Origin of the sequence: Microbacterium sp. SORGH_AS_0862 (assembly GCF_030818795.1) — a bacterium.
Taxonomy (GTDB): Bacteria; Actinomycetota; Actinomycetes; order Actinomycetales; family Microbacteriaceae; genus Microbacterium.
The window spans coordinates 2,399,120-2,418,326 of record NZ_JAUTAY010000001.1 but is presented as its reverse complement, the minus strand read 5'-3'; the positions used below and the strand labels follow the sequence as shown (position 1 = coordinate 2,418,326).

Here is a 19,207-nt window from a genome sequence, read left to right as displayed (position 1 = left end):
ACACGCGCCGGGGCCGGGCCAGCTGTGCGCTGACCCGGCCCCGGTGGTGTAGGACGGCCCTAGCCGCAGGTGGTCGACGGCACGACGGCGCTCTGCGTCGTCGTGCGCCCGTCGGCGGCCCTCGCCGTCACGGTCACCGTCTGCGCGGGCGTCGCCGTCAGCCGGGTCGTGAAGGCTGCGGATGCCGAGGCGCCGGGGGCCAGCGTCAGCGCCTTGCTGCCGTAGGAACCGACGATCGTCGCCGTGATGGTCGACGGATCGGTGTTGACGACCGCGACGGAGTGCACGACCTTCCCGGCCAGGCACTTCGCGGCGACGGTGGTCGTGAACGCGACACCGAGCGTGACCGCCGCCGAACTCGATTCGCTGACTCGTCCATCCCGGTAGCCGTCGTAGGTGGCGGTGACGGCACCGACCTGGGCGGGAACCTCGACCGAGGCGACCCCGTCGGCGAGGATTGCGCTCTGGCTCCAGCCGGCGCCGGCGAAGGTCACCGTGCCGGCGACCTGACCGGCATCCGCCGCGACGACGTGCGCGGTGGCGGTGCGGCCGGAGGCGGTGAGCGTCGTCGTCGAGGTGACGGCGACCACATCCGTCCATCCGTGCAGGGCCGTCAGGACGGCCTGCGACACGTTGACGAAGGAGCCGTGACGGGGGCTTGCGGGCAGACCGCCCGCCGGGCGCACGTTCCAGTCGGCCCGGCGCGAGAGGCGGTCGCCCTGATTGCTGCTCGCGATCTCGTCGCCTGTCGTGACGAACGCGCGGTAGCCGCCGGAGCCGTAGTTGTCGACGAGGAACACGTACCCGTCATCATCCGCGGTGTTGTTCGGGTCACCGTCGTTGAGCTTGACGATCTGCGGTCCCTCACCCGCTTGCCCGGTCTCGAGACTGGTCATCGCGGTGTCGATCAGCTGCCAGCCTGTCTCGGGGTTCGCGTTCCAGTCCGAACGGGTGGTCTTCGCGGTGAGCACCTTCGAACGCTCCAGGAAGATGTCTTTTCCGCGCTCGAGACCGTCGGCGGCGCCGCCGTCTTCGTTCTTGGTGAACCGGTAGTAGTAGTCCCCGATCTTCTGGACCGTCGAGTCGATCCGCGCGTAACCGGTGTTCTGCCACTCGGCGGGCGGGTACGTGAAGGTGCGGAAGTCGCGGGTCAGGACGGTGAAGACACGGGCGTGCAGGTTGTCGTTGTTGGTCTTCGACGCGTCGGAGTACAGCCGCGACGAGAAGTGGACCACGTAGGAGTGCAGCTCGTCATCCCAGTACGCCTCGGGCGCCCACGTCATGCCGGCGGCCGGCTGGTTGATCGTGATACCCGTGTTCGCGTCGTTGGTGCGCTTCCAGTGCACCATGTCCGTCGACTCCCACACCTCGATCTTGAGGCTGCCCTCGGACTGGGCCGGGCCCCAGCCGGTGCCGCAGCTGATGCAGAGGTCGGTGGCGACCATGTAGTACTTGTCGCCGTCCTTGGAGCGCAGCATATACGGGTCGCGCAGGCCCTTCGTGTCGGTCGTCGAGGCGATGACGGGGTTACCGCCGTTGACCGCGGAGAAGGTGAAGAAGTCGTTCCCGCTCGTGGCGGCCTGATAGATCTTCTCGTCGCCGTCGGACTTGAAGTATGCCGCCGCGTAGCCGGCGTCCGGTGCCCACCGGCCGTGCTCGGCGACGGTGACCTCGAACGTGCGCTGGGCGGAGCGTCCGTTGAGCGTGGCCGTCGCGGTGAGCGTGACGTTGCGGTCGCCTGCGCCGTACGCCGGCCGCGAGACGATCCCGCCGCCCGCGAACGGGTCGGCCGAGCCCGCCGCCGGCGCCGTGTAAGCCGGGTCGGTGCCGGTCACCAGGGTCGGGTCGGACGAGGTCCAGGTGATGGACGCGCCGTTGACGGCACCTTTCGTCGCCAGCGGCAGGTTCTCGGTGGTGCGCGTCGCCAGGACGATCGCGTCGAGATCGCTCGACACGGACGGAGCGACGACGGTGACATCGAAGGTCAGCGTGCCCAGCGAGCTGGTGGCCGTCAGAGTGACGGGGGTGTCCTGGGCGATGGAGCGGGAGACGACGCCGGTCGTGGACACGGTCTGGGGCGAGGAGGAGGCCCACGTGAGCGCGACGCCGTTGACCGTCGCCGCGAGCGTCAGGTTCGTCGACACCCGGTCGAGCGAGGGGTTGGCCCCCAGCATCGTTGCGAGCAGATCGCCGCGGAGCAACGCGGCGGTGGCCGCGCTCTTCGCCTGAGCCGTCGGCATGCTGGCGCGCACATCGTCCGCGGTGAGTGCTGAGTCCCAGAACTTCACGTCCGAGACGTCGGCGCGCAGCAGCGCGTCGCCCTGGTACAGGGAGCGTCCGAGATACCCGAGGACGTTGCCGCTCGGGATGATCGAGCTGAGGGAGCGGGTGTGGGTGAGCGTCGAGATGACGGCGCCGTCGCGGTACAGGGTCAGCGTGTTGCCTTGGCCCACCATGGTGAGAGTCGTGAACCCGGGGTTCAGACCGCCGCCGGCCGGCATCCGTGTCTCGCCGTTGTCGCTCCCGGATTTCACTCGGATCGCGGCGAGCGCCTGGTTGACGTAGCCGCTCTGCGACGACCGCGGGCTCAGGAAGATGTGGTTGCCGAGCTGGGTCGTGTTCCACGGACCCACGCCGTCGCCGATGACCCAGCCGAAGTGGTTCGCTGAGGTCTGCGTGGCCACCGTGTACTCGACGGTGAAGTCGTTGTCGGTGCCGGTCACGAGCCCCTTGGGCAGCGATGCGTATCCGTCGGCACGGAAGCGCAGCACGGCGTCGCCCGCCGCATCCGCGAACGACGCGTCGGTGAAGCCGGTGAGCGTGGCGTTGCGCCCGTTGCCCGACACATCGATCAGGGACTGGCCTTGGTGGGACATGTCGTAGTGGGCCGTGGGGGCCGGGATGTCGGCGGCTTGTGCGGCGAGGGGGACGCCGAGACCGGTGACGGCGAGCGCTGCACCCAGAACGGATGCGGCGAACGCGCGGGCGCGCCGGCGGTGCCGTGTCGGGGTGACGGATACGGGCGGGGAGTTTCTCGTCATCGAGAGTCCTGTTCGTCTCGAGCGACCGGGCAGTGTGAGAGCCGACGTCGCATCGGATGCGGTGTTCAGTTGTGGATCCGCCCGCGTGCGGGCGCGGCACGGCGTCGGAGCGGACGGTGTGCCCGCCCCGACGCCGTGCCGGGGTTCATCTCCGTCGTCTGGCCGTCAGCACACGCTGCAGGAGCACGAAGACGAGGAGGATGCCGCCGGTGATGATCGTGAGGTACTCGGGACGGATGGTGCCGTCCTTCGTGATGATCATCCAGAGGGTCGCGAGCACGAGCGATCCGACGACCGAGCCGAGCACGTAGCCCGCGCCGCCGGTCAGCAGCGTGCCGCCGATGACGACGGCCGCGATCGCGTCGAGCTCCCAGCCGATGGCGGTGACGTTCTGCGCCTTGCCGCCCACCTCGGCCGTGTAGACGACGGCGGCAAGGCCCGCCAGCGCACCGCTGATGACGTAGATGGACACCCGGGTGCGCGCGACCGGGAGGCCCATCAGCTGCGCCGAAGATTCGGCACCGCCGATGCCGTAGATCGTGCGTCCGGAGCGGGTGCGGTGCAGGAAGAAGAACGCACCGATCACGACGAGGACGGCGATGAAGAACCCGGGCGTGAGCACGAGGTCGTTCACCTTGGGGCCGTCGATGAGCTTGAAGTCGGTCGCCAGCAGCAGGATCGGCGAGTCTTCGGGCGCCTGGACGGGCACGGTCGACAGGATCGACGCGAGCCCGCGAGCCAGGAACATCATCGCCAGCGTCGCGATGAACGGCTGCACGTTGAAGTACTGGATGAGCACTCCGGAGATGAGGCCGAACAACGCGCCGAAGACGATCATGAGCACGATCGCGAGCCACCCGTTCACGCCGATGTTCATCAGCATGACGCCGGCGACCGAGGTGAAGGCCACGACGGCGCCGACCGAGAGGTCGATCCCGCCCGAGAGGATGACGATCGTCATCCCGACGGCGAGGATGATCGTCGGCGCGAAGCTGACGAGCAGGCTCGACATCGTGCCCATGTGGAACACGCGGCCGTAGGCGAGCTCTGCGTACACCAGCATGGCGATCAGCAACAGGACCGCCGCGAGCGACGGGATCGCCGACTGGCTGCGCCCCCAGATGCGGGCGAACCCGCGGGAGGGGACCTTGTCGAGGTCGATGGACGAGGTCGAGACGGACGCGCTCACGCGACGGCCTCCTTTCGGGAACGGGTGCGCCCGAGACGCAGGACGTAGCCCCGCACCCGCTCGGACTGCAGGAGAACCAGCACCACGATGACGATCGCCTTGAAGGCGGGCGTCGCGGCGGCCGAGATCCCGAGGAAGAGGACCGTCTTGTTGAGCGTCGCGATCAGCAGGGCGCCGACCGTGGAGCCGAGGATCGAGAACTTGCCGCCCGCCAGCGACGTCCCTCCGATCACGACCGCGAGGATCGCGTCGAGCTCCATCTGGTATCCCGTGCCCGAGACGTCGACGGTCATGACCTCCGAGACGGTGAACAGGCCGCCCGTGGCCGCCAGGACGCCCGAGAGGATGTACACCGCGATGAGGATGGGCCGCGGCCGGATGCCGGCGAGACGGCTGGCGGCGGGGTTCACGCCGATCGACTCGATCATGAGCCCCAGCGCCGTGCGCCGCATGATGACCGAGACGAGGACCACGATCACGATCGCCGCGACGAAGCTCATCGGCAGTCCGAGGATCTGCCCGTTCGCGATCTGGCGGAACGGCTCGTTGGTGGCGTTCGTGTTCTGTCCACCCGTGATGACGCGGGCGATACCGCGGCCGGCGAGCATCATCACGAGCGTGCTGATGAAGGGCTGGAGTCCGATGACGGACACGAGCAGGCCGTTGACGAGACCGAGGACGGCACCCAGCAGGAGTGCGATGCCGATCGCCGTCAGCATGGCGCCCACCGAGCTCGGCGCACCGGCCGCGGACAGGCTCTCCATGGCCGCGGCGCCACCGACGGCCATGATGGACCCCACCGACAGGTCGATGCCCTTGGTCGCGATGACGAAGGTCATGCCGAGGGCGATCATGATGATCGGGGCCGACACGCGCAGGATGTCGAGGAGGTTGCCCGCCAGCATCCCGGTCGTCGGGTTGATGCCGACCGACAGGTAGGTCGGGTCTTTGATGACGTTGAGCGTGAGCAGCAGGACGATGCCGACGATGCCCCAGAACCAGGGCGTGCGCACGAGCGTCTTCAGGAAGGACGTCATGAGAGCTCTCCTTCGGCGAGCGCCTCGGTCTGGGCCTCGGCCTTCTCTTCCGTTTCGGCGGCGATGATCGAGACGATGCGTTCGGCCGTCACGTCGGGTCCGTTGACGACCTCGCCGATCTTGTCGTGGTCCTTGAGGATGACGATGCGCTCGGACAGGCGGACGACCTCCTCCAACTCGGAGGAGATGAAGACGACGCCCATGCCGCCCTCGGCGAGCTCGGCGACGGTCTCCTGGATGTCGGCCTTCGCGCCGACGTCGATACCGCGGGTCGGCTCGTCCAGCAGCAGCAGCTCGGGCTCCGTGGCCAGCCAGCGGCCGAGGAGCACCTTCTGCTGGTTGCCGCCCGAAAGCAGCCGGATCGGCCGGTCGGGGTCGTTCGGCCGCACGCTGAAGCGCTCCATGTAGGTCTTGACCAGCGCGTCGACCTCGCGGGCGGGTACGCGACGCAACCAGCCCCGCTTCGCCTGCAGCGCGAGCATGATGTTCTCGCGGACGCTCAGGTCGCCGATGATCCCGTCGTCACGGCGGTTCTCGGTGGAGTAGGCGATCCGGTTGGCGAGGCCCGCGACGGGCGAGGCGATGTTGGCCTTCTTGCCCCGGATGCGCACGGTGCCGGAATCGGCACGGTCGGCGCCCACGATGAGCCGGGCGAGCTCGGTGCGGCCGGCGCCGAGGAGACCTGCGAAGCCGACGACCTCGCCCCGGTGGATCTCGATGTCGGTCGGGTTCAGTGCGCCCTTACGACCCAGCCCCTGCGCGCTGTAGACGGGGGTGTCCGTTCGGTCGCGCTCGTCGACCTGACGGTTGGAGCCGAGGGCCCGAAGCGCGTCGAGGTCCTTGCCGATCATCTTCGAGATGAGCTGCGTGCGGTCGAGCTCGTGGGTGAGGTACTCCCCCACGAACGCCCCGTTGCGCAGAACCGTGATGCGATCGCTGATCGCATACACCTGGTCGAGGAAGTGCGAGACGAAGAGGATGGCGACGCCCTGGTCGCGGAGACTGCGGATGACGCCGAAGAGCACCTCGACCTCGGCGGAGTCCAGGCTCGAGGTCGGCTCGTCGAGGATGAGCACCTTGGATTCGGTGACCATGGCGCGACTGATGGCCACGAGCTGCTGCAGGGCGATCGAGATGGAGGCCAAGGGGGCGCGGGGGTCGAGATGACCGAGACCCATGCGCGAGAGGGCCTCGGCGGCCCGGGCGTGCGTCTTGCGCCAGTTGATGCCGAGCGGGCCGCGCACCTCGTGGCCCAGCATGACGTTCTCGCCGATCGTGAGGTTCGTGCAGAGGTTGACCTCTTGGTAGACCGTCGAGATACCGGCGTCCTGCGCCGACTTGGTGCCGGTCAGGCGCCGCTCGACGCCGCCCACGAGGATCGATCCCGAGTCGATCTGGTACACGCCGGTCAGCGCCTTGATCAGCGTCGACTTGCCTGCGCCGTTCTCACCCATCAGGGTGTGGACTTCTCCGGGGAGGAGTCGGAAGTTCACGGCGTCGAGGGCTTTGACGCCGGGGAAGGTGATCGATGCGCCGCGGACTTCGACGATCGGGGGTGATTCGGTCATCACTGACGAGCTTCCTCGCTACGGGGCTGATGCCCTTGGGGCCGGACGGAGAGCGGGGATCGCCCGGGGCGATCCCCGCTCTGCCTGCCGGCGCGGTTTAGTGCGTGCTTCCGGCGCTCAGAAGGCGAGGCCGTCGGCGAGCGCCTTGTCCGCCGCCTCGGGCGAGTCGAACGTGGCGCTCTTGACGATGATGGTCGAGTCGACCTTGTCGCCCGCGAGGGCCTTCTTGACGGCGTCGACGGCGTCGGTGCCGAAGAACGGGTTGTACTGAGCGACGAAGCTCAGGTCACCCTTGGAGAGAGCCTCGAGCGCGCCCTTGGTGCCGTCGATCGTGGCGATCTTCACGTCGGTGCCGGGCTTGAGGCCCGCCGCCGTCACGGCCTGCGCCGCGCCGATGCCCATCTCGTCGTTCTGAGCGAAGATGAACTGGATGTCGTTGTTGTTGGCCTTCAGGACGGTCTCGATGACCGACTTGCCCTCATCCGTCTTCCAGTTGGCGGTCTGTGCGCCGACCTTGTTCCAGCCGGACGCGCCGCCGAGCGCCTCGTCGAAGCCCTCGTTGCGCTCGTTGACGACCGAGAGACCCGGAACGCCCTCGAGGACGAAGTAGTTGGCGCCCTCGGGGAACGCGGTGGTCGCCCACTCGCCGACCGACTTCGCGACCTGCACGTTGTCGGGCGCGATGCGGGTGACGTAGAGGTCCTCGGGAGCGTCGACACCGCGGTCGAGCAGGATGACCGGGATCTCGGCCTCCTTGGCGAGCTTGAGCGAGTCCTCCCAGCCCGATGCCTCGGTGGCGGTGAGCAGGATGACGTCGACCTCGTCGTTGACGAACGTCGAGAAGGCGTCCAGTTGCGACTTCTGGTCGCTCGGGCTGGCGGCGGGGGCGTACTTGAGCTCGAAGCCGGCGTCCTCGGTGAAGGCGTCCTTGATGGCCTGCTCGTTGGCGTTGCGCCAGCCGCCCTCGGGGCCCACCGCGACGAAACCGACCGTGGTGAGGTCGCCGCTGCCGCTGCCGCCGGTCGCGTCGCCGCCGGCCTCTGCGTCACCGCTCGAGCAGCCGGCCAGACCCAGCGCGAGAGCCCCCACGCCGATGAATCCCAGCATGCCCAGTGCGCGCTTGTTGTGTGCCATGTGATCTCCTCCTTGAGACTCCCCGACGCTCATCGTCGAAGAGGTGGTCCGTGTGCCCCCAGCGGGAACGTCGGGTAGCCACATTGTGCGCGCTAACAATGCGACTTCGCAACTCTTTCGGGGCGATTCGTTATTTTTCCGTTACCGCGAACATTTGTTGCGCCTAACAACGCATGGCAGGCGACTCAGTCGCGCGGCGCGGACGCCGTGGACGAACGCACGACCAGGACCGGCGCGATGCGATCGTGCCGGGTGTGATCCTCGCCGTCGATGGCAGCGATCACGAGTTGCAGCGCAAGCTCGCCCAGAGCCGAGAAATCCTGGCGGACGGTCGTCAGCGGGGGCAGGAAGTGCCGCGCATCCGGGACGTCGTCGAAGCCGACGACGCTAACGTCCTCCGGCACGCGCAAGCCCTGATCGACCAGGCCGTGCACGAGGCCGAGCGCCATCTGGTCGTTCGCGGCGAACACGGCCGTCGCGCTGCGGGGGTCGAACGCATTGCCCACCTCGTAGCCGTAGTCCGAGGTCCAGTCGCCGATGATCGCCTCACCGGCCTCCAGGCCGGCTGCAGCCAGCGATTCGCGCCAGCCCTGCTCGCGCTCCCTCGCGTCGTACCAGTCCAGCGGTCCCGCGAGATGCGCGATGCGTCTGTGGCCGAGCTCGATCAGGTGATCGACCGCCAATCGCGCCCCGCTTCGCTGATCGACGGCCGCCGTGTGCCACACATCGTCGGACTCCGCCTTGATGACGATCGTCGGCAGCCCCGTGCTCTTCTGCCGCAGCAGCTCGAGCGAGGATGCGCGGGGGGCGATGACGCACAGGGCGTCCACGCCCTGTGTGACGAGCTCCACGACCCCGGCATCCAGCTGCGCGTCATCGTCGTCGTCGATCGAGAACGCGCTGATCGCGTACCCGACGTCGCGGGCCGCGGCCTCCAGCGCCCGCAGCGTGCTGTTCGGACCGAACTGCACCGGCCCGTCGACCAGCACTCCGATGCGCATCGCCCGCCTCGTGGCCAGCGCCCGCGCGATCGAGCTGCGGGTGTAGTTCATCTCCTCGATCGCCTTCAGCACACGCTGACGCGTCGAGTCGCGGATGTTGGGATGGTCGTTGAGCACCCGCGAGACGGTCATATGGGACACGCCCGCATGTTTGGCGACGTCGTAGATGCTGGGCCGCTGCCAGCCGCGCGTCAGCTCTGACACGCACCGTCTCCGGAATCGGATGCGGGCGCCGGCTTCGCGTGGCGCGAGACGGTGGCGCGCAGGGCCAGGGCGGCACCCAGCCCCAGGAGCAGGGTCGCCCCCCAGAGGACCGGCTCCATCGGCGTCAGACCGCTGGCAGCAAGGGAGCCGATACCGTCGGCCCCGGCTCCGCATCCGCTCGCGCACTCGATCGGGGTGATCTGGACGCTGACACCGATGCTCCCGGGATCGGCGTCGATGTCGGCGGCGTAGGCGGGCGCCGCCGCAGCAACAGCCGCGAGCGCGCTCACGACCGTGGTCAGCACCGCGCCCCAGCGCTTCATGATGCTCCCACCCGGTCGGTCATCTCGTTGCGTCCCTCTTCGCGCCCTCGTCGGAGCGCGTCGTCGATCATCGCGGAGATCCGTCTCCGGGAGCGTGATCGTCGCCACAGGATAGCCCAGACGACGAGACCCGCCCCCAGCAAGATCGCCAACTGCGGCAACGGTACCGCCCAGATCGCCACGTCGGCGGAAATCGGCGCCATGGCCGCATCCGTGTCGGAGATGGTCAGCACCTCCGGCGCGAGGGTCACGGTGGCGGTCAGCAGCACCCAGGGCCATACGTCGTCGACCGCGACCGTGATCTCGCGACGATCACCGGGCAGGAGTTCCTGTGCCTGCTGTCCCGGCGCGGGGAAGGTGAGGCTCCGACCGCCGACCGCCACCGTGCCGGCAGCCGCGAGGCGCGTGTTCCCCTCGTTCACGACCTCGAACGAGATCTGCGCCTCGCCTGCGCGCAGCGGGTCCCACGACAGGCGGTAGTCGCCGGCGAGCGCGTCGAGCGAGGCTGCCGGCGTGATCTCACCCGTCACCCGCGTCAGCACCCGGAAGCCGACCCTGCTCTCGACCCCGACGCTCGCCCCTCCCGTCGCGCTGCCCGTCGAAAGGATGGATGCGGTGACGCCCGCCGCATAGTCGCCGGGCTCCGCACGCTCGGGCACCGCGAGCGAGAAGGGGACGACGATGCTCTCGCCCGCGGGCACGGTGACCGCGTCGGGCACCGTGATCCACGTGCCCGCCGCGGTCGACGCCGTCGTATCCGCGAGGATGTCGAAACGGCCCGTCTGCGTGAAGAAACCGTCGGCCGCCGTGATCCGGAAGGTGATCTCCTGCTCGCTGAGGTTGCGCACCGCGAAATGCTCGTCCACGCTCTCCCCCGGCGCCAGCTCGTGTTCGACGGCGCGCCGCCCATCCGCTCCGGCGGCATCGGCGGGAGCGACCGACCAGCGGACGGGATCGTCGTCGGCCACGGCAGCCGAGAGAGGGGTGAGAGGCGCGAGCACGGCCGCGAGAGCGGCAACGGACAGCACGGACGCCCGGATCGCGGACGGCGGGGTACGAAAGCGTGGGAACACAGCGGTCATCCTGGGGGAAGGGGCGGAGGAGCCGTCACCGGCTCCTCCGCGTCGGGCGTGCGCGAGGCGGGGGCGCGTCCTCAGGAGAGCTCCTCCCACAGGGTGAGCGTGATCGTGCCGGAGTAGCTGCCCGGCGTGACCGTCTTCGGTGTCTTGAGCAGCAGGTCGGCGGTGGCCTGCCAGGTGCCGGCAGCGCTCTCGGCATCGAAGGCGATCGCCAGGAACTCCGCATCCACGAGGCCGACGTTGTTCGGCCCGCCGTCCAGCACGGTGTCGACGTCCGGACCTTCGGCGACATCGGCGCTCTGGGTCAGCAGCTTCGGCTTCCAGCCCAGATGGCCCGGGGCGATCGAGGCGTTGCCTGACGCCAGCGCGCTCGCCTGGCCGGTCACGTACCAGGCGGAGCCGGCCGGGATGGCGTCGCGATCGTCGGTGACGGTCACGGTGGGAAGCGTGCCTTCGAAGACGCGCTGGTCGGGGTCCGCGGACTCCCCCTCGGCCAACACGGCCGAGCCGGGGGCGACGCTCAAAGTCAGCGCGCCGGCGTCGGGCAGCGCCGCGATGTCGACCGTGACGTCGACCTCGTCGTTGCCGATCTCGTCCGCGACAGCCGCTCCCGCGGCGCCGATGAGGAGTGCGCCGCCGACCAGGCCGACGGCGGTCCGGGCGAGAAGGCCCTTCTTCATGGTGTGTCTCCGATCTCCGGCGAGGCGACAGCGCTCAGCCGAGTTCCAGGACGGCCGGTCTCTCCGGTCGCCAGATTGTCCGGGAGGAGGCGGCCGCAGCCGCGCTCCTCCGATGAAAGGGCGCTGCCGCCGCGTGCGGTCGCGACGTCGGGCCGAGGGCCGGCGTTCGCAGCGAGCATCGTGCACCTTTGCTGTGACCCGACGATGGGCCACTCACTCGTTCTTCGTCTTGATCAGGTCGTCACCGGCGCACGCCACGACGCGCGCACAGGATGCGGGGGCGTCGAGCGGGATGCGGATACGCGACATCGCGTGTTAGCGGTACCAATGACTTGTGGTCGATGTTAGCGCGAACGCATGCTCTGTCAAGCGCTGCCGCGCCGCCCTCTCTCGGCGAACACCGAGCATCGCGGCCCCCCGTCGCCGTACGCTGGTGCGATGACGCACTCTGCCGATTCCTCCGACAGTCATAGTCCGCGCGCCCGGGTGACCCCGGGCGTCTGCCTGCACATTGAGGAGGTCGGCCGTTGAACGGCGACCTCCTTCTCAATATCGCCCTGGTCATCGTCTTCGTGCTCATCGGCGGCGTGTTCGCCGCCACGGAGATGGCCCTCGTCACCCTGCGTGAGAGCCAGGTCAATGCCCTCGCCGCACGGGGCAAGCGCGGTCGCAAGGTCGCCGATCTCGCCCGTAACCCCAACACGTTCCTCTCCGCCGTCCAGATCGGCGTGACGGTGGCCGGCTTCGCCTCGGCGGCGTACGGCGCCTCGTCGATCGCTCCGTCGGTGACGCCGCTGTTCGTGTCCCTCGGACTCGCTGAGTCCGTCGCTGCGACCGTCGCGACGATCGTGCTCACCCTGGTGATCGCGTACCTCTCGCTGGTGCTCGGCGAGCTCGTGCCCAAGCGTCTCGCGATCCAGCGCAACGCGCAGTTCGCCTACGCCGTCGCTCCGGTCCTCGGCGGATTCGCACGGTTCATGCGTCCCGTCATCTGGTTGCTGTCGGTGTCGACGAACGCTCTCGTGCGGCTGCTCGGCGGCGACCCCGACAAGACCGCCGACGAGCTCACCGACGAGGAACTGCGCGACATCGTTTCCAGTCATGAGGGTTTGCCCGAGGACGAGCGCCGCATCCTCGACGACGTGCTCTCGCTGCGCGACCGCCAGATCAGCGAGGTCATGCGACCCCGCCCGGAGGTGATCGCGCTCGATGCCCATGAGCCGATCGACCAGGCCGCCTCGCGCGTGAAGGAGCTGCCGCACTCGCGTTATCCCGTCATCGACGCGTCGATCGACGACATCGTCGGGTTCGTGCACGTGCGCGACATCTTCGACGCGGTGTCCGCATCCGGCCACGGCGAGCTGATCTCGCTCGCTCGCGAGATCCCGTACCTCCCCTCCTCTGCGCGCGTCCTGCCGACGCTTACGGGGATGCGGGCGCAGGGGCACCACATCGCGGTCGTCGTGGACGAGTACGGCGGCACGGACGGCATCGTCACGCTCGAGGACCTGGTGGAGGAGGTCGTCGGCGAGATCTTCGACGAGTACGACACGGATGCGGTCGCCGAAGCGCTCAGCGCCGAGGGCGGCACCGTCGACGGTCGACTCAACCTGCAGGACTTCGAAGAGGCGACCGGCATCGCCATCCCCCGCGGCAGCGCCGACACCGTCGCCGGCTACGTGGTCGAGAGGCTCGGGCGCCTCGCCCGCGTGGGCGATGTCGTCGATCTCGACGGCGCGACGATCCGCGTGAGCGCGATAGATCGACGCCGGATCAGTGAACTGCACGTGACCCGCGCACCGGCATCCCTCGAAGAGATCCCGGACTGATCGCCCTGGCGGGGGCCGAGGCGCCCGGCCCCCGCCAGGTGATCTACCGTTGTAGAGGCAGGATCCGCGCACCCGAAGCGCGCCAGCCAGGAAGGACCCCGTGAGGATCGCATCGTCATCGGACTGGCGGCAGAACATCCCCTTCGAGACACCGCTGCTGGTCGCCGACATCGCCCCGGGCGATGCGGGACGCTGCGCATCCTGCCCCTCCGACGCGCCCGCACGGGAGCGCACGGAACTGTGGGCCGTCAAGCATCGCCACCCCAACAACCACGACGGGTTCGTGCGCTTCTACTGCGCCGAGCACCGCCCCGAGCCGCCCCGCGCACCCGCGCCCGCGGCGACCGCGGTACGCGCGAAGCGCAGCACCGCCCGTCAGGCCGCGCCCGCCCGCCAGGCCGCACCGAAGCCCGTCGTGCCCGAGCGCGTCCGCGCCGTGTGCCCCACCTGCTTCCTCGAGGCGAACGCCAACGGCGTGTGCGGCATGTGCGGCGAGCAGATCGCCTGAGCCCGCTCAGCGCACGCGCAGCGCTCCGGGCTCGACGCTGACCGTGAAGCCGGTCACCTCGCCGACCTCCTCGCCGTCGATCTCGAACGCGCACGGCTCGGACAGCTCGACACTCAACCGCCGGGCCTGCGCGTGCCGCGCCGACTCCGTGCTCGTCGCCGAGCGCTCGCGATCGAACAGTCGGAGGATGCCGTTGTCCCACATCGCGGTGCGCAGCGTCTCGAGCCAGTCGCCGACCCCGGCCGCGCTCATCACGAGCACGTCGAGCAGTCCGTCGTCCAGCTGAGCGTCAGGGAAGAGGGTGACCCCGCCCTGGATGGCGCCGCAGTTGCCCACGAGCAACGTGTGCGCCTCGACGCTCTGCGCCGGCTCGTCATCGAGCGCGAGGCGGACATCGATCACGCTCGATGACGACAGGGCGCGCCCCATCGCCGCCACGTAGGCGAGCCATCCCGCCTTCGACTTCAGGTCGTCGTCCGTCTCGGCGAGCATCTGAGCGTCCAGACCGAAGCCGACCATCACGACGAAAGCGTGGCGCTCGGTGCCGCTCTCCCGGGTCAGATCGACCCAGCCGATGTCCATCGAGCGCGACTCCGAGGTCAATGCCCGGCGCATGGCGGCAGGAAGACTCAGCAGCGGCACGCCCAGGTTGCGTGCCAGCAGATTGCCGGTCCCGCGGGGCACGATGCCGAGTGCGACATCCGTTCCGGCGAGCCCCTCCGCCACCGCGCGCACCGTGCCGTCGCCGCCGGCAGCGATCACCAGATCGCACCCGGCCTCGATCGCCGCGCGTGCCGGGCCCTGCCCCGGATCCTCGGGGGTCGTCTCGAACCACTCGGGCTCGGCTTCAGCGCTGACACCGGCCCACGCACGCGCGAGGTCCTCGCGCTTGGTCTTGCTCGGGTTGTAGATCACGGCGGTGCGGGATGCGGGCATGCACACATGCTCTCACCCCGACGCGGCGCAGGGCTCCGCTTGCAGCGAGAGGCGGGTCGCGGCGCTCTCCCGCCGGAGCCGTGGATAATCCACAACGCTCACCGCGCGAATGCGCGACCTCGACTGTAGAACCTCGGAAATGTTGTGGTCTGACCTTTCAATTTCATCCGAGAACATGAACAATGAAGACATGACCCGCCCCGGCTACAGCGCGATCTCCAGCTACTCGCGCGTCCAGATCCTCCACGTTCTGCAGAAGCGCGGACAGCGCACGGTCGCCGAACTGTGCGAGGCGACCGAGTTGCACCCGAACACGGTTCGCGAGCACCTGCAGCGCCTGCTCGACGGCGGCTACATCGTGGCCGAGACCGAGCACCGCACCACCCGGGGCCGCCCCCGCGTGCTGTACAGCACGACCTCGGACCGCCAGGGCATCAGCGTCATCTCGCAGCGCAAGGTGCGTGAGGCGGCGCAGCGCGGCGACCTCATGCGCCGCATCATGCCGTGGACGAACGTGTCGGACACCGGACTCACCCCGGACGCCGTGCACCAGATCGATGCCCTCGTCGAAGACCTCGGCGATGCCGGATTCGAGCCGATCGTCGACGAAGCCGAACTCACCGTCGACATCTCCCCCTGCCCCAACGCGGGGGCGGATCCCGACCACCGCGAGACCCTGTGCGATGTGCACCTGGGACTCATGGACGGCGTCCTCGCCGAGGCCGGAGGCCCGCTGCGGGTGGACAAGATGGCCGCCTCGTGCGACCCGCGCAACTGCGTCGTCAAGCTGATGCTCGCGCAGCGGGTGACGCTACCGGTATGAACGAGCGGCCCTCAGCCGCCGATCGCGTTCATTCCCCGCGACGGCTGCAGGAACGAGGGGTCATCGATGGCGTGCCCCGCGAGCTTGCCCGCGATGCACGACCGCAGCATAGCGTCGACCTGGGCGTCGGACGCGCCTCCGCGCAGCAACGGCACGAGGTCGTACTCGGTCGTGGAGAACAGGCAGTTGCGCAGTTGCCCGTCGGCGGTCAGCCGCATCCGGTCGCAGTCGCCGCAGAACGGCGCCGTGACCGACGCGATGACGCCCACGGTGTGCGGGCCGGCGCCCAGCGCCCAGCGCTCCGCGGGTGCGCCGCCGCGACCAGGGACGGGGGTCAGCTTCCACCGGCGGCCGAGCGCTTCGAGGATCTCCTCGCGGGTGACCATCTGCGAACGATCCCAGGTGTGACCCGCATCCAGCGGCATCTGCTCGATGAAACGCATCTGCGCGTCGTGCGCGACGGCGAACTCGACCAGGTCGACCAGTTCGTCGTCGTTCACTCCCCGCATCGCGACGGCGTTGAGCTTGAGCGGGCGGAGCCCGGATGCGGCGGCTGCGGTGATCGCCTCGCGCACCTCGTCGAGTCGGTCGCGACGCGTGAGCTCGGCGAAGCGGTCGCGCCGCAGCGTGTCGATGGAGATGTTCAACCGGCTGAGCCCCGCCGCGACGAGGTCGGGCAGAAGCTCCGGAAGGCGGATCCCGTTGGTGGTCATCGCGATCGCGACCGGCCCCTCGGGGGATTCGATGCGCGCCAGGCGCGCCACGACGTCCACGATGTCGCGGCGCAGCAGCGGCTCACCGCCGGTCAGCCGGAAGGTGCTGATCCCGTCGGCGGCGGCGATGCGGGCGACGCGTTCGATCTCGTCCGTCGTCAGGATGCTGTTGCGCGCGAGCCACTCGTTGCCCTGCTCGGGCATGCAGTACGTGCAGCGCAACGAGCAGCGGTCGGTCAGCGAGATGCGAAGGTCCCGGTGCACCCGGCCGAACACGTCGACGAGTGGATCGCCCTGACGCTGCTGCCCCGCATCCGGGGGCGGCGTGCGGCGCAGCTGGAGCGGAATCGCCGTCATCCGCTCGCCTCCGCCGCTCGATCACCCATGACACGAGGGTACGTGCCGCGCTCGGACCCCCGGCGCGCATCGGCGCGGAAATTCCCCGCCATTATTCACGGCCGCCCCCCCCGCGGCCATCTCATTTCGAACTGCGACACTGTGCCGCAACCTCCCATCCGGCCGGTCCCGCGGTCTGGAGTCGAGGCGAGGGCTCTGAAGGGGACGCTCATGGATTTTCTTGATCCGCTCGCGCTCGCGCGCTGGCAATTCGGTCTGACCACGCTGTACCACTACCTGTTCGTCCCGCTGACGCTGGGCATGGGACTGATCGTCGCGATCTTCCAGACCTGGTGGGTGCGCACCGGCGAGACCAAGTGGCTCCAGCTGACACGGCTGTTCGGCAAGATCTTCCTGATCAACTTCGCCATGGGCGTGGTGACCGGCATCGTGCAGGAGTTCCAGTTCGGCATGAACTGGTCGGCGTACTCGCGCTTCGTCGGCGACGTCTTCGGTGCTCCGCTCGCTTTCGAGGGCCTGCTCGCCTTCTTCTTCGAGGCGACCTTCATCGGGTTGTGGATCTTCGGGTGGGATCGCCTGTCGAAGCGCGTGCACCTGGCGACGATCTGGTGCGCCTGGATCGGCGCCACGATCTCGGCGTTCTTCATCCTCGCCGCCAACTCGTTCATGCAGAACCCCGTCGGCTACACCATGTCGCCCGACGGCACCCGCGCCGAGATGACGGACTTCCTCGCGGTGATCACCAATCGCGTCGTGCTCGCGACCTTCCCGCACACGATGTTCGCGGCCATCATGTTCGCCGCCGCCGTCGTCGTCGCCGTCGCCGCCTGGCATCTCGCCCGCGGGCAGCACTTCGAGGCCATGCGACCCGCGCTGCGCTTCGGGATGTGGACGGTCATCATCTCCTTCGCCGGCACCGCCATCTCGGGCGACTTCCTGGGCCTTCAGATGGTCGCGACCCAGCCGATGAAGATGGCGGCCGCGGAGGCGCTGTACAACACGGCGTGCGGCGCGGACGCCTCTTTCTCGATCTTCTCGCTCGGCACCCCCGACGGAACGAGCGAGATCTGGTCGCTGCGGGTGCCGTACTTGCTGTCGTTCCTGTCCACGCACACGCTCGACGGCTGCGTGGAGGGCATCAACAACCTGAACGCCGAGTACACCCAGAACTGGCCCGTGTTCGCCGACCAGCTGGGCGGCGACCTGCCCTTCGCCCCCACCATCTGGATCACCTACTGGTCCTTCCGCTGGATGATCGGCTTCGGCGGCCTCGCAGCGGTGATCTCCGTGGTCGGCCTGTGGCTGACCCGCAAGAAGGCCAAGCGCGCCGTCCCGCAGTGGGCGTGGCGCGTGGCGATCTGGTCGGCACCGCTGCCCATGTTCGGCAGCCTCGTCGGCTGGCTGTTCACCGAGATGGGGCGTCAGCCCTGGATCGTGTTCGGTCTCATGCTCACCCAGGACGGTGTGTCGCCGAGTGTTCCAGGGTGGAACGTCCTGATCTCGCTGATCGCCTTCACCCTCACCTACGCGGCGCTGGCCGTCGTGGAGTTCGGCCTCATCCTGAAGGCCGCGAGGAAGGGGCCCGAGCCGATCCCCGAGCCCGGGGACGGCGAGAGCGCCGACGACGATGCCCACCGCATGACCACGGTCTACTGAGGAGCTCGCCATGGATCTCGCATACCTCTGGTTCTTCATCGTCGGCGTGCTGTTCGTCGGATACTTCGTGCTCGACGGATTCGACTTCGGCGTCGGGATGTCGCTGCCGTTCCTCGGCAAGGACGACATCGGCCGCCGGCAGATCATCAACACGATCGGCCCCGTCTGGGACCTCAATGAGACGTGGGTCATCGTCGCCGGCGCGTGCCTGTTCGCGGCCTTCCCGGAGTGGTACGCCACGCTGTTCAGCGGGTTCTATCTTCCGCTGCTGCTGATCCTGCTGGCCCTGATCGCCCGCGGCGTCTCCTTCGAGTACCGCCACCAGCGCGACTCGCTGCGGTGGAAGAAGGGCTTCGACACGATGATCGTCATCGGCTCCGCCCTTCCGGCGCTGCTGTGGGGCGTGGCTGTCGCGAACATCGTGCAGGGCGTCCCCCTGGACGCGCACCACGAGTTCACGGGTTCGCTGTTGACGCTCCTGAACCCGTACGGCCTGCTCGGCGGTCTCACGACACTGCTGCTCTTCTTCACGCACGGCGTGTACTTCGTCGCTCTGAAGACCGACGGCCAGGTGCGCACCGACGCCCGCAAGCTCGCGCGCACCTCGGGACTGCTGACCATCGTGGTCGCCGCCGCGTTCCTCGGCTGGACCGTCATGAACGCGATGGGCGCCCAGGCTCCCGCGCTGCCGCTCGTGATCGTCTGCGCCGTTCTCGCAGCCGTGCTGCTGATCGCCTCCGTGCTGGCCAACGCGACCGACCGCGAGGGATGGGCGTTCGCCTTCGGCGCGGGCACCGTGGCGTTCGCCGTGCTGACGCTGTGGCTCGCCCTCTTCCCGAACGTCATGCCGTCCTCGACGGACCCCGCGGGCACGCTGACGATCGAGAACGCCTCGAGCACCGACTACACCCTCACGATCATGACCTGGGCCGCGGTGGTCTTTCTGCCGCTCGTGCTGCTCTACCAGGGCTGGACGTACTGGGTGTTCCGCAAGCGCGTGATGCGCTCCCGGATCGAGAAGGCCGCGGCGGTCGTCCACTGACCGCCTTCATCCGCTCCTCCCCTTCGGAGCGGATGAAGGCACACCCCGTCGGACCGGCGGATGCTCGTGAGCATCGGCCGGTCCGAC

General features: G+C 68.9%; 16 protein-coding genes. 5 read left to right on the top strand and 11 right to left on the bottom strand.

What is annotated here, in order from left to right:
• Positions 1-59: 59 nt before the first annotated feature.
• From QE377_RS11775 to QE377_RS11735, 9 genes are all read right to left on the bottom strand, one after another.
• Positions 60-3,041 (bottom strand): immunoglobulin-like domain-containing protein, encoded by a 2,982-nt coding sequence (locus tag QE377_RS11775; protein WP_307323298.1) that lies wholly within the window; start codon positions 3,039-3,041, stop codon positions 60-62.
• A 145-nt stretch (positions 3,042-3,186) separates the two neighbouring features.
• Entirely contained in the window at positions 3,187-4,230 is a 1,044-nt protein-coding gene (locus tag QE377_RS11770) for an ABC transporter permease (protein ID WP_307323295.1), read from the bottom strand.
• Complete coding sequence (locus QE377_RS11765) at positions 4,227-5,267, bottom strand: ABC transporter permease (RefSeq protein WP_307323292.1); 1,041 nt, start codon at positions 5,265-5,267, stop codon at positions 4,227-4,229. The genes QE377_RS11770 and QE377_RS11765 overlap by 4 nt, the downstream gene beginning before the upstream one ends.
• Complete coding sequence (locus QE377_RS11760; RefSeq protein WP_307323289.1) at positions 5,264-6,835, bottom strand: sugar ABC transporter ATP-binding protein; 1,572 nt, start codon at positions 6,833-6,835, stop codon at positions 5,264-5,266. The genes QE377_RS11765 and QE377_RS11760 overlap by 4 nt, the downstream gene beginning before the upstream one ends.
• Before the next feature lie 117 nt (positions 6,836-6,952).
• Positions 6,953-7,969, bottom strand: a complete 1,017-nt coding sequence (locus QE377_RS11755; RefSeq protein WP_307323286.1) for an ABC transporter substrate-binding protein — start codon at positions 7,967-7,969, stop codon at positions 6,953-6,955.
• A 185-nt stretch (positions 7,970-8,154) separates the two neighbouring features.
• The gene (locus tag QE377_RS11750; RefSeq protein ID WP_307323283.1) at positions 8,155-9,174 is read right to left on the bottom strand and encodes a LacI family DNA-binding transcriptional regulator; all 1,020 of its coding nucleotides are present in this window, start codon (positions 9,172-9,174) and stop codon (positions 8,155-8,157) included.
• Positions 9,162-9,497, bottom strand: a complete 336-nt coding sequence (locus tag QE377_RS11745) for a hypothetical protein (protein ID WP_307323281.1) — start codon at positions 9,495-9,497, stop codon at positions 9,162-9,164. The genes QE377_RS11750 and QE377_RS11745 overlap by 13 nt, the downstream gene beginning before the upstream one ends.
• Entirely contained in the window at positions 9,494-10,570 is a 1,077-nt protein-coding gene (locus tag QE377_RS11740) for a hypothetical protein (RefSeq protein ID WP_307323279.1), read from the bottom strand. Before QE377_RS11740 ends, QE377_RS11745 begins: the two co-directional genes overlap by 4 nt.
• A gap of 80 nt (positions 10,571-10,650) precedes the next feature.
• Positions 10,651-11,256, bottom strand: coding sequence for a hypothetical protein (locus QE377_RS11735; protein WP_307323277.1), 606 nt, complete (start codon positions 11,254-11,256; stop codon positions 10,651-10,653).
• 527 nt (positions 11,257-11,783) lie between these two features.
• Between QE377_RS11735 and QE377_RS11730 the strand changes: the two genes are divergently transcribed.
• Complete coding sequence (locus QE377_RS11730; RefSeq protein ID WP_307323274.1) at positions 11,784-13,085, top strand: hemolysin family protein; 1,302 nt, start codon at positions 11,784-11,786, stop codon at positions 13,083-13,085.
• A 100-nt stretch (positions 13,086-13,185) separates the two neighbouring features.
• Positions 13,186-13,593 (top strand): glucose-6-phosphate dehydrogenase, encoded by a 408-nt coding sequence (locus tag QE377_RS11725; protein ID WP_307323270.1) that lies wholly within the window; start codon positions 13,186-13,188, stop codon positions 13,591-13,593.
• A 6-nt stretch (positions 13,594-13,599) separates the two neighbouring features.
• Here QE377_RS11725 and QE377_RS11720 read toward each other — a convergent pair whose 3' ends face one another.
• The gene (locus QE377_RS11720) at positions 13,600-14,529 is read right to left on the bottom strand and encodes a diacylglycerol kinase family protein (protein ID WP_307323268.1); all 930 of its coding nucleotides are present in this window, start codon (positions 14,527-14,529) and stop codon (positions 13,600-13,602) included.
• Between the two features lie 190 nt (positions 14,530-14,719).
• Between QE377_RS11720 and QE377_RS11715 the strand changes: the two genes are divergently transcribed.
• Positions 14,720-15,352 (top strand): metalloregulator ArsR/SmtB family transcription factor, encoded by a 633-nt coding sequence (locus tag QE377_RS11715; protein ID WP_307323266.1) that lies wholly within the window; start codon positions 14,720-14,722, stop codon positions 15,350-15,352.
• Between the two features lie 11 nt (positions 15,353-15,363).
• On the opposite strand, the gene moaA is transcribed toward QE377_RS11715, so the two are convergent.
• Complete coding sequence (gene moaA / locus QE377_RS11710; RefSeq protein WP_307323264.1) at positions 15,364-16,422, bottom strand: GTP 3',8-cyclase MoaA; 1,059 nt, start codon at positions 16,420-16,422, stop codon at positions 15,364-15,366.
• A 210-nt stretch (positions 16,423-16,632) separates the two neighbouring features.
• Between moaA and QE377_RS11705 the strand changes: the two genes are divergently transcribed.
• Together QE377_RS11705 and cydB are read left to right on the top strand one after the other, a co-directional pair.
• A complete protein-coding gene (locus QE377_RS11705; RefSeq protein ID WP_307323261.1) occupies positions 16,633-18,078 on the top strand; it encodes a cytochrome ubiquinol oxidase subunit I in 1,446 nt (481 codons plus the stop codon).
• Positions 18,079-18,088: 10 nt separating this feature from the next.
• A complete protein-coding gene (gene cydB / locus QE377_RS11700) occupies positions 18,089-19,120 on the top strand; it encodes a cytochrome d ubiquinol oxidase subunit II (protein WP_307323259.1) in 1,032 nt (343 codons plus the stop codon).
• Positions 19,121-19,207 lie beyond the last annotated feature (87 nt).

Bases quoted from the DNA above. Each gene is read 5' to 3' on its own strand.
- QE377_RS11715 (WP_307323266.1), top strand. From the start codon at position 14,720: ATGACCCGCCCCGGCTACAGCGCGATCTCCAGCTACTCGCGCGTCCAG.
- QE377_RS11735 (WP_307323277.1), bottom strand. From the start codon at position 11,256: ATGAAGAAGGGCCTTCTCGCCCGGACCGCCGTCGGCCTGGTCGGCGGC.
- QE377_RS11760 (WP_307323289.1), bottom strand. From the start codon at position 6,835: ATGACCGAATCACCCCCGATCGTCGAAGTCCGCGGCGCATCGATCACC.
- QE377_RS11705 (WP_307323261.1), top strand. From the start codon at position 16,633: ATGGATTTTCTTGATCCGCTCGCGCTCGCGCGCTGGCAATTCGGTCTG.
- QE377_RS11745 (WP_307323281.1), bottom strand. From the start codon at position 9,497: ATGAAGCGCTGGGGCGCGGTGCTGACCACGGTCGTGAGCGCGCTCGCG.
- QE377_RS11755 (WP_307323286.1), bottom strand. From the start codon at position 7,969: ATGGCACACAACAAGCGCGCACTGGGCATGCTGGGATTCATCGGCGTG.
- QE377_RS11720 (WP_307323268.1), bottom strand. From the start codon at position 14,529: ATGCCCGCATCCCGCACCGCCGTGATCTACAACCCGAGCAAGACCAAG.
- moaA (WP_307323264.1), bottom strand. From the start codon at position 16,422: ATGACGGCGATTCCGCTCCAGCTGCGCCGCACGCCGCCCCCGGATGCG.
- QE377_RS11765 (WP_307323292.1), bottom strand. From the start codon at position 5,267: ATGACGTCCTTCCTGAAGACGCTCGTGCGCACGCCCTGGTTCTGGGGC.
- QE377_RS11775 (WP_307323298.1), bottom strand. From the start codon at position 3,041: ATGACGAGAAACTCCCCGCCCGTATCCGTCACCCCGACACGGCACCGC.
- cydB (WP_307323259.1), top strand. From the start codon at position 18,089: ATGGATCTCGCATACCTCTGGTTCTTCATCGTCGGCGTGCTGTTCGTC.